Here is a 15586-nt window from a genome sequence, read left to right as displayed (position 1 = left end):
CCATCATGCATAGCAGCAGTCTAGTTCAAAGACGCGCCCGCCTGACCCCCGAGCAACGGGAGAGGCTGGCGCAGCGGCTGGCCGGAGCTCATGCTCCAGCACTTCAATCGAATATCCCTTGCCGCAATGCTTCCGCGCGGGTGCCGCTCTCATACGCACAGGAGCGTCACTGGTTTTTATGGCAATTGGAGCCGTTGAGCACGGCTTATCATTTGAGCGGGGGATTGCGGCTGACGGGCAGGGTGGATATTGAAGCGCTGCGTTGGAGCTTTGCGGCGCTGGGCAGGCGGCATGAGTCGTTGCGTACGATATTCAGGGTCAATTCGGAAGGGTTGCCGGAGCAGATCATCGAAGACGAGCCGCGGCTTGAAATTCCGCTGACCGACTTTTCCGGACTGCCGCTGGAACAAGCCAGAGCGCAAGCCGGTGAAGAAGCGGGCCGGATAGCCGGCACGCCCTTTGATCTGACGCAAGGCCCGCTGCTTCGGGTTGCCCTCATCCGCATTGCAGCGGAAGAACATCTTCTCGTGGTGGTGATGCACCACATCATCTCGGACGCCTGGTCCAACCGCATTGTCATTGACGAATTTGCCGCCCACTATCGGGCACGGGTGCAGCAGGAGCAGGAGGGGGAGAAACAGGGGCAGGAACCCTCCCTGCCGGCCCTGCCGATCCAGTATGCCGATTACGCGATATGGCAGCGCAACTGGCTGGAAGCGGGAGAAAAAGAGCGCCAGCTGGCCTACTGGCGCAGCCAGTTGGGGGAAGAGCACCCGGTATTGCAATTGCCCACCGATCACCCCCGATCTTCCAGGGCCAGTTACCGTGCGGCGCGCCACACCTTCACATTACCTGCGGGTCTGGTTACACGCTTGCAGCGTCAGGCGCAAAGCCAGGGAGCGACCCTGTTCATGGCGCTGCTCTCGGGCTTTCAAGGCCTGCTCTATCGCTATACCGGCCAGCGGGATATCCGCGTGGGCGTGCCGATTGCCAACCGGCATCGGGCTGAAATAGAAAACATCGTCGGCTTCTTCGTCAATACCCAGGTATTGCGCACCCTCATGGATGGGCGCATGTCCCTGCATACGTTGCTCGATCAGACGCGGGAAGCAGCGCTGGGTGCCCAGACCCACCAGGATTTGCCGTTCGAGCGACTGGTTGAAGCCCTGCAACCCGAACGCAACCTGAATCAGAATCCTCTGTTTCAGGTCATGTACAACCACCTGCGCGAAGACTACCGGGCACTCGAGCAATTGCCCGGGCTCAAGGTGGAAAATCACGAGCTGAGCGAGCAGGCGGCGCAGTTCGAACTGACCCTGGATACGGTCGAGCAGCCCGATGGCAGGCTGGAAGCCACCTTCACCTATGCCGCCGAGCTGTTTGAACCTGCCACCATTGGGCGGCTTGGCAACCATTATCTGCTTCTTCTGGAGCAACTGGCCGAGCATCCGCAGCAGAACCTTGGCGACATCGACATCCTCAGTGAAGCCGAGCGGGCGCAGCTCAAGGCCTGGGGGATCAACGAGCAGCGCTACGCCAATACCGAGCCCGTGCACAGGCTGATCGAGCGGCAGGTTGAAGTCCAGCCGGAAGCGATTGCCCTGATCTTTGGCGATGTCGAATTGAGCTACGGCGAGCTGAACCGAAGGGCGAACCGCCTGGCGCACCGTTTGATCAGGCTTGGGGTTGGGCCGGAGGTCAAGGTGGGCATTGCGGTGGAGCGCTCGATCGACATGGTGGTGGGGTTGCTTGCCACCCTGAAGGCGGGCGGAGCATATGTGCCGCTTGATCCGGAATATCCGCAGGAGCGGCTGGCCTACATGGTGGCAGACAGTGGCATCGGGCTGTTGCTGACGCAAAGCCGGGTTCGATCCGCCATTCCCCATTCCGACCAATGCGTGGTACTGGAGCTGGACAGGCTCGATCTCGAGGAGGAATCCGGCAGCAACCCGCAAGTCGCCCTGCATGGATACAACCTTGCCTACATCATCTATACCTCAGGCTCCACAGGTAAACCAAAGGGCGTAAGTGTAGCGCATCATGCGCTGGTTGAGCATGCACAGGTAGCGGTAGGCTTCTTCGGTCTTGGTTCCACAGACCGGATGTTGCAATTTTCCACCATCAACTTCGATGGGTTTATCGAACAGCTTTTCCCCCCCTTGTGCGCGGGAGCCGCCGTTGTCTTGCGCGGCCCGGCGCTGTGGGACAGCGAGACTTTCTATCGCGAGCTGATCGAAAAGCGCATCACGGTTGCCGATCTTACCACCGCCTACTGGTTCATGCTGGTGCAGGATTTTGCCAGAGGGGGTCCACGCGACTACGGGTTGTTACGCCAGGTTCATGCGGGCGGTGAGGCCATGTCGCCTGAAGGACTCAAAGCCTGGAGCGAGGCGGGATTCGACGGTGTGACCCTGCTGAATACCTACGGTCCGACCGAAGCCGCTGTGACCGCGACCGTATGGAATTGCAGCGATTATTCGCAGGGTAACGAAATATCCTCCCAAGTGTCCATTGTCCCTATTGTGTCGATTGGCAGTCCGCTTGCCGCCCGTCATATCTATCTGCTGGACGCCAACCTGACTCCTGTTTCCCCTGGAATTCCCGGTGAGCTGTGCATAGGAGGGGAATTGCTCGCTCGCGGCTATCTCAACCGTGGAGGATTGACGGCGGAGCGTTTCATAGCCGATCCCTTCGATGGAGGAGGCGGACGACTCTACCGCACGGGAGATCTGGCAAGATGGCGCTCGGACGGGCAGATCGAATATCTGGGGCGGCTGGATCATCAGGTCAAGATACGGGGATTCCGCATCGAGCTGGGCGAAATCGAAATGCAACTGCTGGCGCAACCGGAAGTCAGGGAAGCGGTGGTGGTTGCCAGGGAAAGTGCCCGCGGCTCCAATCCTGCGGGAGGAGCAAGACTCGTTGCCTATGTTTCCTTGCATGCGGAAGCGGAGATGGAAGTTGGGCGACTGCGTGAAGCGTTGGGCAAGGTTTTGCCAGACTACATGCTGCCCTCAATGATTGTGGTGCTGGAGAGTCTGCCGCTCAATCCGAGCGGCAAGGTAGACCGCAAGGCCTTGCCCGAGCCGGAGTTTACCCATACGGAGCATTATGAGGCGCCGCGGGGGGAAGCGGAAGAGGTGCTGGCAGGTATCTGGGCGCAGGTGCTGGGTGTGGCGCAGGTGGGACGGCATGACAACTTCTTTGAACTGGGGGGACATTCGCTCGCTATCCTCCAGGTTCAGCAGAAACTGCAACAAGCCCTATCCATTTCGTTGCCTTTGCGGCTGCATTTCGAGAATCCCCTGCTGAAGGATATTGCTTCTGCCATCCAGGAAAAACGGTCCCGGGCATCCGAAAAAGACGCGGAGCAGGAGGACCTGTTGGGAATGGCGGAATTGCTTGATTTACTGGAGAGTTGAATGGAATTGAACAAGCAGGATATTGCCGAGCGGTTCGCAGCCCTTGCTCCCGAGAAACAGAAAGAATTCCTGAATGCCCTGAAAAAACGGGGATTCGATTTTTCTCTTCTTCCCATTGTTCCGCAAAAAACGGGAAACCGTAGCGCACTCTCATACGCACAGGAGCGTCACTGGTTTTTATGGCAATTGGAGCCGTTGAGCACGGCTTATCATTTGAGCGGGGGATTGCGGCTGACGGGCAGGGTGGATATTGAAGCGCTGCGTTGGAGCTTTGCGGCGCTGGGCAGGCGGCATGAGTCGTTGCGTACGATATTCAGGGTCAATTCGGAAGGGTTGCCGGAGCAGATCATCGAAGACGAGCCGCGGCTTGAAATTCCGCTGACCGACTTTTCCGGACTGCCGCTGGAACAAGCCAGAGCGCAAGCCGGTGAAGAAGCGGGCCGGATAGCCGGCACGCCCTTTGATCTGACGCAAGGCCCGCTGCTTCGGGTTGCCCTCATCCGCATTGCAGCGGAAGAACATCTTCTCGTGGTGGTGATGCACCACATCATCTCGGACGCCTGGTCCAACCGCATTGTCATTGACGAATTTGCCGCCCACTATCGGGCACGGGTGCAGCAGGAGCAGGAGGGGGAGAAACAGGGGCAGGAACCCTCCCTGCCGGCCCTGCCGATCCAGTATGCCGATTACGCGATATGGCAGCGCAACTGGCTGGAAGCGGGAGAAAAAGAGCGCCAGCTGGCCTACTGGCGCAGCCAGTTGGGGGAAGAGCACCCGGTATTGCAATTGCCCACCGATCACCCCCGATCTTCCAGGGCCAGTTACCGTGCGGCGCGCCACACCTTCACATTACCTGCGGGTCTGGTTACACGCTTGCAGCGTCAGGCGCAAAGCCAGGGAGCGACCCTGTTCATGGCGCTGCTCTCGGGCTTTCAAGGCCTGCTCTATCGCTATACCGGCCAGCGGGATATCCGCGTGGGCGTGCCGATTGCCAACCGGCATCGGGCTGAAATAGAAAACATCGTCGGCTTCTTCGTCAATACCCAGGTATTGCGCACCCTCATGGATGGGCGCATGTCCCTGCATACGTTGCTCGATCAGACGCGGGAAGCAGCGCTGGGTGCCCAGACCCACCAGGATTTGCCGTTCGAGCGACTGGTTGAAGCCCTGCAACCCGAACGCAACCTGAATCAGAATCCTCTGTTTCAGGTCATGTACAACCACCTGCGCGAAGACTACCGGGCACTCGAGCAATTGCCCGGGCTCAAGGTGGAAAATCACGAGCTGAGCGAGCAGGCGGCGCAGTTCGAACTGACCCTGGATACGGTCGAGCAGCCCGATGGCAGGCTGGAAGCCACCTTCACCTATGCCGCCGAGCTGTTTGAACCTGCCACCATTGGGCGGCTTGGCAACCATTATCTGCTTCTTCTGGAGCAACTGGCCGAGCATCCGCAGCAGAACCTTGGCGACATCGACATCCTCAGTGAAGCCGAGCGGGCGCAGCTCAAGGCCTGGGGGATCAACGAGCAGCGCTACGCCAATACCGAGCCCGTGCACAGGCTGATCGAGCGGCAGGTTGAAGTCCAGCCGGAAGCGATTGCCCTGATCTTTGGCGATGTCGAATTGAGCTACGGCGAGCTGAACCGAAGGGCGAACCGCCTGGCGCACCGTTTGATCAGGCTTGGGGTTGGGCCGGAGGTCAAGGTGGGCATTGCGGTGGAGCGCTCGATCGACATGGTGGTGGGGTTGCTTGCCACCCTGAAGGCGGGCGGAGCATATGTGCCGCTTGATCCGGAATATCCGCAGGAGCGGCTGGCCTACATGGTGGCAGACAGTGGCATCGGGCTGTTGCTGACGCAAAGCCGGGTTCGATCGCGCATTCCCCACTCCGGCCAATATCCGGTGCTGGAGCTGGACAGGCTCGACCTCGAGGATGAATCCGACAGCAATCCGCAAGCCGTCCTGCATGGACACAACCTTGCCTATGTCATCTATACCTCAGGCTCCACAGGTAAACCAAAGGGCGTGAGCGTCACCCACGAGCCTCTGTCGATGCATGTTCAGTCCATAGGCAAGGCTTATGGCATGACGACCATGGATAGGGAACTTCAGTTCGCCTCGATCAACTTCGACGGCGCGCATGAACGCTGGCTTGTGCCCCTTGCCTTCGGATCGGCGCTGATGCCGCGTGATAATGATTTCTGGTCCGTCGAACGAACTGTGGCGGAGATTGTAAAGCATCGGATAACCATAGCCTGTTTTACCCCGAACTATCTGCACCAGATGGCAGAGCTGCTGGGTACTGCGGGACGCGCTTTGCCGATCCGTTCGTATACGGTTGGTGGCGAAGCCATGAGTCGCGCCAGCTTTGATTTTGTACAGACAACGCTTCAGCCGCCTCGCATCATCAACGGCTATGGCCCGACCGAAACAGTCATTACACCCCTCATTTCGAAAGCCTATCCCGGAACAGGATTCGAGTCCGCCTACATGCCCATCGGTTGTCCTGTCGGTGACCGGATCGCCTATATTCTCGACTCCGATCTGAACCCGGTTCCGGCGGGCGTAGCGGGAGAGCTGTATCTGGGTGGCATCGGGTTGGCCCGCGGCTATCTCAACCGTGGAGGATTGACGGCGGACCGTTTCATAGCCGATCCCTTCGATGAGACAGGGGGGCGGCTCTACCGCACGGGGGATCTGGCAAGATGGCGCTCGGACGGGCAGATCGAATACCTGGGGCGGCTGGATCATCAGGTCAAGATACGGGGATTCCGCATTGAACTGGGTGAAATCGAAACGCAATTGCTGGCGCAGCCGGAAGTCAGGGAAGCGGTGGTGGTTGCGAGGGAAGGATCCAGTGCATCCAATCCAACAGGGGGAGCGCGGCTGATAGCCTATGTTTCTGCCCATGCAACGACCGATTTGGACGCAGCACGACTGCGCGAAGCGCTTGCCAGAACCTTACCCGACTACATGCTGCCCTCGATGATTGTGGTGCTGGAGAGTCTGCCGCTCAATCCGAGCGGCAAGGTAGACCGCAAGGCCTTGCCTGAGCCGGAGTTTACGCATACGGAGCATTATGAGGCGCCGCAGGGAGAGGCGGAAGAGGTGCTGGCGGGCATCTGGGGGCAGGTGCTGGGTGTGGCAGAGGTGGGACGGCATGACAACTTCTTTGAGCTAGGGGGTGATTCCATACTGAGTCTCCAGATCGTCACCCGGGCGCGCCGCGCCGGCTGGAAGATCACGCCACGCCAATTGTTCGAGCGGCAGACCATCGCTTCGTTGGCGGCGGTGGCAATGGCACTCGAGGTTCAGGATGCAACCATCGCTACCCTAGCCCCAATCGCAAGCGCGCAATCGAAAGAAGGATTGAGCGGCGGAGGCTCGGGAAGACTTCTATCGCTGCTGCCTATTCAGGCTGAATTTTTCGAACGGGAAATTCCCGCGCGACATCACTGGAACCAGGCAGCGCTCCTGAGAAGCCGCGAGTATTTGAATCCTGCACATCTTGGAGAGGCACTGGAAGCCGTGGTGCGCCACCACGATGCGCTTCGTTTCCGCTTCATCAGAAATGAAAGGAGCCAGTGGCAGCAGTCTTGTGGGGAATCGATCGCTGCTGATTTATTATGGGTGCGCAAAGCTTCTGCCGACGCCGATCTGGAAGCACTGTGCAACGAGGCGCAGCGCAGCCTGAATCTCGTGGAAGGCCCGGTGCTGCGTGCCGTGCTTTTCGATATGGACGATCGCAGCCAGCGGTTGCTGCTGGTCATTCATCATCTTGTGATCGACGGTGTTTCCTGGCGTATCCTGCTCGAGGATTTGCAGAGCGCCTATAGTCAGGCCCGGAATGCCCAAATCATCGCATTACCCGAAAAATCGGGGAGCTATGAGGTATGGAGCGCGCGGCTGCAGCGTTATGTACATGAAAACAGGGAAGAGCTGATTTACTGGCGAAGCTTGAAGGGAGTGCCGGTCATACTGCCCTGCGATAACCCCGAGGGCGCGAGCTTCGTCTGTCACCAGCGCGATGCTGTGCTCAAGCTGGGCAAGGCCCAGACCCGCGCCTTGCTCAAGGAGGCGCCCGCAGCCTATCGTACTCACGTAAACGATCTGTTGCTTACCGCCCTGGGAAGCGCCCTCTGCCGGTGGAGCGGCCATAAGAAAATCCTGATCGATCTTGAAGGCCATGGCCGGGAAGATTTATACGATATCGACCTTTCACAAACGGTCGGCTGGTTTACCACCCTCTATCCCGTGTTGCTCGACCCAGCCGGAGACCTGGCTCAGAGAATCAAGCGCATCAAGGAAGATCTGCGGAGGGTACCGAACAAGGGAGTGGGTTACGGCCTGTTCAAGTATCACGGCACGTCCGAACAGCGTGAAGTCCTGGCATCCCTGCCCAGGCCTGAAGTCGTATTCAATTACCTGGGGCAACTGGATGCGAGTTTCGACGAAAGCGCGCTCTGGACGTTGGCGACCGAATCGACAGGGGATCTGATCGATGAAAATGCGCCTCTCAGTCATGATATTTCCATAAATGGTCATGTTTACGAGGGCGAACTGTGTCTTACGGTGAGCTATAGCGACGCGCGTTACCACAGGACGACAATTGAGGCATTCATGAACGTTTACCAGGCTGAGCTTGAAACGCTGATTGCCCATTGCACCCGTGGCATACAAGGCCTTACCCCTTCTGATTTCCCGTTGGTCGAAATCACCCAGCGCGAGCTGGACAGTCTGCCCGTAGCCGCCGCACAGCTTGAAGACCTTTATCCGCTTTCTCCATTGCAGGAGGGCATACTTTTCCACAGCGTATTCGACAGGGACGACCACAGTGTTTACCTCAATCAGTTGAGGGCCGATATCGAGGGACTGGAGGCAACTCGTTTCAAGGCTGCGTGGCAGGATGCGATGGCTTGCCACCCAGTGTTACGGACAGGTTTCGTGACTCAGGACAGCAAACCCCTGCAATGGGTAGCCAAGTCTGTCGAGCTGCCATTTGTGGAACACGACTGGCGGGCCAGGGAGGATAAGGAGCATAGAGAGGATAGGGAGCGCGATCTTGAGGCATTGGCCCAGGCGGAATATGCCTCGGGTTTTGATCTCGCCAAACCTCCACTCATGCGCTTTGCACTGGTGCGGCTGGCGGACGACCGGTATCACTTCATCTGGACGATCCATCACTTGCTGCTTGACGGATGGAGCACTTCCCAACTGGCCGGGGAAGTATTGCGGCGATATGCCGGAAGATTTTCCCCGGCTCAGGAAGCGTTACGGGGCAGAGGCGAATACCGCAGGTTTATCGAATGGCTGCAGCGCCGTGATGTGGAAGTTTCCGAAGCATACTGGAGGGAGCGACTGAAGGGCATCCGGGAGCCAACGCGGCTGGCGGTGACATTGCCTGCACACCGGGGAAATTCCGATCATGAAGAGCATTTCGGGGAGCATATCACTGAACTGCCGCTCTCTCTTTCCGAGGGGTTGATTCAATTCGCCCGGCGCGAACGTGTCACCCTCAACACGCTGATACAGGCCGCTTGGGCGATCTTGCTGAGCCGGTACACCGGGAAGCAAACTGTTCTTTTTGGCGCCACGGTGGCGGGAAGGCCGGCCGACCTGCCAGGAGCGGAGCACTTGCTGGGATTGTTCATCAATACGCTTCCCGTGTCCGTAACGCTCCAGCCCGAGCACCAGGTCGGCGCATGGCTGCGCGACCTGCAAGCGCAGAACCTTGCCTCGCGCGAACACGAGCAAACACCTTTGTATGAAATCCAGCGCTGGCTGGGACAAAGCGGGCAGGGATTATTCGACAGCATTCTCGTGTTCGAGAACTATCCCATGGATGAGGCGTTGCGGGAATCCACTCCGGGCGGCCCTGCCTTTTCCAATATCCGTAATCGCGAGAGCAGCAATTATCCGATGATGGTATCGGTTATGCAGAATACCATGCTGTCGCTGGGCTACAGTTACGATTGCAGATATTTTTCGCGAACGACGGTGGAATCCATTGCAGCGCAGCTCCACAGACTCCTCGACAGGATTGCCGCTACTCCCACCAACTCGCCCCAGAGCCTTGGCGACATCGACATCCTTGGTGCAGCCGAGCGGGCGCAGCTCAAGGCCTGGGGGATCAACGAGCAGCGCTACGCCAATACCGAGCCCGTGCACAGGCTGATCGAACGGCAGGTTGAAGTCCAGCCGGGGGCGGTTGCCCTGATCTTTGGCGATGCCGAATTGAGCTATGGCGAGCTGAACCGAAGGGCGAACCTTCTGGCGCACCGCTTGATCAGGCTCGGGGTTGGGCCGGAGGTCAAGGTAGGCATTGCGGTGGAGCGCTCGATCGACATGGTGGTGGGGTTGCTTGCCACCCTGAAGGCGGGCGGGGCGTATGTGCCGCTCGACCCGGAATATCCGCAGGAGCGGCTGGCCTACATGGTGGCAGACAGTGGCATCGGGCTGCTGCTGACGCAAAGCGGGGTTCGATCGCGCATTCCCCACTCCGGCCAATATCCGGTGCTGGAGCTGGACAGGCTCGACCTCGAGGATGAATCCGACAGCAATCCGCAAGCCGTCCTGCATGGACACAACCTTGCCTATGTCATCTATACCTCAGGCTCCACAGGTAAACCAAAGGGAGCTGGCAACCGTCACCTTGCTCTGTATAACCGCCTGGCCTGGATGCAGGAAGCATACGAACTGGGTAACGACGATACCGTTCTTCAAAAGACGCCTTTCAGCTTTGACGTTTCGGTCTGGGAATTTTTCTGGCCATTGATGTACGGAGCACGTCTTGCCATCGCAGCGCCTGGTGATCACCGTGATCCAGCCCGTCTGCTCTCTCTAATCCTGCGCCAGAACGTGACTACCCTGCATTTTGTTCCATCCATGCTACAGGCATTTCTTGCGCATGAGGGAATAGAGGCATGCGTTGCTACTCTACGACGCATCATTTGCAGTGGGGAAGCACTGCAGGCGGAAGTGCAGAAACAGGTTTTCAGAAAACTCCCTGGCGTGGGGCTCTTCAACCTTTACGGGCCGACCGAAGCGGCAATCGATGTCACGCAATGGGAATGTGTTGACGATAGGGACAATAGCGTGCCTATCGGAAAACCGATCTCTGGTCTCCAAGCATACATTCTCGATGTTCATCTTAACCAAGTACCGCAAGGAGTGGCAGGAGAGCTGTATCTGGGTGGCATTGGCTTGGCCCGCGGCTATCTCAACCGTGGAGGATTGACGGCGGACCGTTTCATAGCCGATCCCTTCGATGAGACAGGGGGGCGGCTCTACCGCACGGGGGATCTGGCAAGATGGCGCTCGGACGGGCAGATCGAATACCTGGGGCGGCTGGATCATCAGGTCAAGATACGGGGATTCCGCATTGAACTGGGTGAAATCGAAACGCAATTGCTGGCGCAGCCGGAAGTCAGGGAAGCGGTGGTGGTTGCGAGGGAAGGATCCAATGCATCCAATCCAACAGGGGGAGCGCGGCTGATAGCCTATGTTTCTGCCCATGCAACGACCGATTTGGACGCAGCACGACTGCGCGAAGCGCTTGCCAGAACCTTACCCGACTACATGCTGCCCTCAATGATTGTGGTGTTGGAGAGTCTGCCGCTCAATCCGAGCGGCAAGGTAGACCGCAAGGCCTTGCCTGAGCCGGAGTTTACGCATACGGAGCATTATGAGGCGCCGCAGGGAGAGGCGGAAGAGGTGCTGGCGGGTATCTGGGGGCAGGTGCTGGGTGTGGCGCAGGTGGGGCGGCATGACAACTTCTTCGAGCTGGGAGGCGATTCCATACTCAGTCTCCAGATTGTCACCAGGGCACGCCGTGTCGGCTGGAAGATCACGCCACGCCAATTGTTCGAGCGCCAGACCATCGCGTCACTGGCAGAAGTGGCTGAGACGATACAGGAAACGGTGGCAGCTCTGCTCAAGCCGCAGCGAGGTCATCTGCATGACTATTTGAATGCCGGCACGATTGCTGGTCTTGCGTTGGATGAGGATGAAATTGAAGACGTTTATCCTTTGTCACCCACCCAGGAAGGGATGCTGTTCCATACCCTGGAAACGGCAGGGGACGGAATGGGGCTTTATGTAAACCAGCTCAGCGTTGAAGTGCAAGGTCTGGACCCGGAGCGCTTCACGCGGGCTTGGCGGGAAATGGTGGCTCGTCATCCGATATTGCGCACCGGTTTCCTGTGGCAAGCGGGTCTCGGGCGCCCGCTGCAAATTGTATTCAGAAAGGTCGAGGTACCGGTGATTCATCTCGACTGGCGTGGTCTGGATAAGACGGCTTCCCGTGTTACCCCTTATGCGGAAGAAGAGTTGAAACGGGAATTCGATTTTCTTGCGCCACCCTTGGCGCGATTTGCTCTCATACGCCTGGCTGAAAACCGTTATCAGCTGATATGGACCCGCCATCACATACTGCTCGATGGCTGGGCTGATTCCCTGCTTATCAGCGAATGGCTGCGCTGCTACGACGGAAAGGTGCTTCGCGACGTAGGGCCGGACTACGGTCATTACATACGGTGGCTCGCGCAACAGGACGCCGAAGCGACTCGACACTTCTGGCAGGGTGAGCTTCAGGCGGTCGATGGCCCCACTTTGCTGCGGAAAACAGTTGGCAAGACAGAGGGACCGGAGGGGCAGGAAAGCTGTGCAGGATTTGCCCAGATTTATACCCTCCTGGGTCAGAACGAAACGCGTCGATTGAAGGCTTTCGCGCAACGGCAGCAGATAACGCTCAACACCTTCGTGCAGGCCGCGTGGGCCTTGCTTTTGCAGCGCCACACCGGCAAGGACACCGTTGTGTTCGGTGCGACGGTAGCAGGACGTCCCCATAGTCTCCTCAAATCGGACGAAATCATGGGAATGTTCATCAATACCATTCCGGTTCCGGTCGAGCACCGAAGTGAGCTGACAGTCGCAGAATATCTCGACCTGCTGCAGAAAACGAATGCCAGGCTGCGTGAGCATGAGCACGCATCGCTCGCCGAAATTCAGCGGTGGGCCGGTTCACCCGGACAGCCTTTATTCGACAGCATTGTCGTATTCGAGAATTACCCGATAGACGAGGCGCTGCGCGGCAACGAACTTTATGGTCTTCGTTTCGGCGAAATAGAGGGCAAAGGGTTGACCGGATACGCGATGGACTTACAGGTCGTGGTGGGCGACAGGTTGGAAATCGAGTACTGCTACGGGTGTGGAGACTTTACGGAAGCATTCGTGCTCGGTCTTCGCAGCCAAATGGAATTCCTGATGAGGGAAATGATGGCTCATCCGGAGTGGCGTGTGGGAGAGCTGGGGTGGATGGAAAAAAGAGAGATTGGGCACCTCCTTTCTCTCGGATCCAATGCGCATTTGGAAACCTTGCCCTCGCGGCTTTCGCGTCAGTTTGTGCACAACCTGATAGAGCAGAACGCGGAACACCACCCTGAAGCGATTGCGCTGCTCATGGGTGAGCAGGAATTATCCTACGCGGAGTTGAATGAGCGGGCAAACCGGCTGGCGCACCATCTCGCCCGTATGGGTGTGGGACCGGAAGTGAGAGTAGGAGTGGCGATGGAACGCTCGCTCGAGGTCATTGTCACGCTGCTGGCCGTGCTCAAGGCTGGCGGGGCCTATGTACCACTCGATCCCGAATATCCGGTAGAGCGCCTGTCCTTCATGGTGAACGACAGTGGCATGTCACTCCTTTTGACGGAAGAGAAGTTGCTCGCCAAGCTCGGCAGCGGCTTTGGAGTGCAGGTGTGGTTGCTGGATTCGCTGGATCTGACGGCGGAATCAGGCTCTAACCCCGACATTCCCCTCCATGAGCATAATCTGGCTTACATTATCTACACATCGGGCTCGACCGGGCTTCCCAAGGGAGTGGCAGTCGCGCACGGTCCCCTGAGCATGCACTGCCAAGCGACGGCGGGAATTTACGGTATGACGCCGCACTCATGCGAGCTGCTCTTCATGTCATTCTCATTCGATGGCGCACATGAGCGCTGGCTGACCGCACTGACAGTCGGTGCCGGCCTGGCAGTGCGCGACCAGGAACTGTGGACCGCGGAGCAGACATACGACGCTTTGCACAGCTATGGCATTACCAATGCAGCATTTCCACCCGCTTACCTAGGCCAGGTTGCCGAATGGGCTGCGCCCCGCAGCGATCCGCCCCCGGTAGAGCTTTATGTCTTCGGAGGCGAAGCCATGCCCAAGGCTTCCTACGACCTGGTGCGAAAGACTTTGCGGCCTCGCATTCTGATCAATGGTTACGGACCCACCGAGACGGTAGTTACCCCATTGATCTGGAAGACGGAGGCAAGCAACAGTTTCGATTGCGCCTACGCACCCATCGGCAGACCCGTGGGAGAACGGACGGCGTATGTTCTCGACCTCGATATGCAGCCGGTACCCATAGGCAGGGTTGGAGAATTGTACATCGGCGGCTATGGCCTTGCTCGCGGGTACCTGGGACGAGCGGGACTGACAGCGGAGCGCTTTGTAGCCGACCCATTCGACGGGAATGGCGGGCGGCTCTACCGCACGGGTGATCTGGTGCGTTGGCTGGATGATGGCAATATCGAATATATCGGCCGTGCTGACCATCAAGTGAAGATTCGGGGGTTCCGGATCGAGCTGGGCGAAATCGAGGCATGCATACGTGAGCTTACCGGACTGACCGATGTTGCAGTCGTTGTTCGGGAAGGGGCGGGAGGACCGCAACTCGCCGCTTATGTCGCGCCGAAGGAGACGACGGGGATGGTTGCACCAGTCCGGAAGGGGAGTGCGGGGCTGGGAAGCACGCTGAAGCAGCAACTTGTCAGGCGGCTGCCCGAATACATGGTGCCCGCGCATATCGTCATCCTGGACAAGCTGCCCCGACTGCCCAGTGGCAAGCTTGACCGCAGTGCATTACCGGAGCCGGATGCGGTTGCTGCCGACACTTATCGAGCACCCTCTACTTCGGAAGCGAGGCTTCTGGCGCAGATCTGGCAGGAGGTGCTGGGCGTGGAACGGGTAGGCGAGACGGACAACTTCTTCGCCCTCGGCGGAGATTCGCTCTCCAGCCTGAAAGTCATGGCCCGAATGCGCAACCTGCCCGGCTTGAAATTCGATTTCAAGTTGCGGGATCTGATGCAGCGCCCGACCATTGCCGGTTTGCTCGGCCTGGACGTTGAAGCCCCCGGCAAAACACAGCCACTGCTGCTGTTAAACCAGCGCGACGAAAAAGCGAAAGTCGAACCGTTATTCTGCATCCATGCCGGTTTGGGCACTGTGTTCGACTACCAGCCGCTTGCACGGCATCTACAGGGTACGCGCACGGTCTATGGAATACCTTGCCGCATGCTCTCTGATCCTGGACACCGCGATACTTCTCTCGCCCAGATGGCGGCAGATTATGTCCAGATCATTCGCCGGGCGCAGCCGGAGGGGCCCTACCATCTGTCAGGGTGGTCCCTCGGCGGCACTCTTGCAGCCATGATGGCTGTGTTACTGGAGGCGGAGGGGCAGGAGGTGGCGTTTCTGGGTCTCATCGATTCCTTCATTCCCGCCATAGACGAACCCGAGCCCGATGACTGGCGACAGGATTTTTCCGATTTTGTTTCCGTGGTGCTGCCCGGAGCGAAAATCGATGGCGCGGATGGAGTTTTTCCTGATGGAAATCAAAAGAGTTGTCTGCAATCCTTGAAGCAGCCATCGGAAGAAACTTTGGCCGGTTTACTGGATGAATTGATTTCCGCCATGCAGGCTTCGGAAGATGCTGTTTCGCCGGAAGGTGCACCTTCGTCTACGAAAAAGAAGCGTGGCGGGTATGCGGATCTGGGAGCAAGCGAACTGGCTCGTATCTTTGGCATCGCGCGGCACTTGAAAGCGCTTGCTGCCCAGGCTTCGGAATTAGGCTGCTTGAACATCCAACCCACCTGCTGGTGGATTGCGACCCGCCCCTTGTCCGATCGGCTGGCTCTTTCAAGGCAAACAGGCCAGCCTGAATTGTCCGAAAACGAAATCGATACCGATCACTTTTCGATCATACGGGCAGAAGCGTTGTTTATCGGGATGGAAAGTACGCTTCGATTTGAGAGTGCCAGGACAGCAATTCCCTCGAAGGTTCTATAACCTTTGCGCCTTGTCTTTCAGTCTTTAGCGGCTATAAAGAAATATTGGGT

General features: G+C 58.3%; 2 protein-coding genes and 2 pseudogenes. All 4 read left to right on the top strand.

Annotated features, from left to right (window positions below; all coding sequences use genetic code 11):
* Window positions 1-5: 5 nt before the first annotated feature.
* Window positions 6-3422 (top strand): non-ribosomal peptide synthetase, encoded by a 3417-nt coding sequence (locus NMUL_RS09585; protein WP_011381147.1) that lies wholly within the window; start codon window positions 6-8, stop codon window positions 3420-3422.
* A pseudogene (locus tag NMUL_RS16615) lies at window positions 3423-8150 on the top strand (amino acid adenylation domain-containing protein); the annotation flags it as partial.
* A pseudogene (locus tag NMUL_RS16610) lies at window positions 8127-9548 on the top strand (condensation domain-containing protein); the annotation flags it as partial. The pseudogenes NMUL_RS16615 and NMUL_RS16610, both read left to right, overlap by 24 nt.
* A gap of 36 nt (window positions 9549-9584) precedes the next feature.
* Window positions 9585-15536: an amino acid adenylation domain-containing protein gene (locus tag NMUL_RS16605; protein ID WP_419185220.1), complete on the top strand. Its 5952-nt coding sequence runs from the start codon at window positions 9585-9587 to the stop codon at window positions 15534-15536.
* Window positions 15537-15586 lie beyond the last annotated feature (50 nt).

The sequence above is a fragment of the Nitrosospira multiformis ATCC 25196 genome (assembly GCF_000196355.1).
In the GTDB taxonomy this organism is placed as follows: domain Bacteria; phylum Pseudomonadota; class Gammaproteobacteria; order Burkholderiales; family Nitrosomonadaceae; genus Nitrosospira; species Nitrosospira multiformis.
Note: the sequence above shows the minus strand (reverse complement) of the source record. Positions and strands in the feature narration are given on the sequence as shown.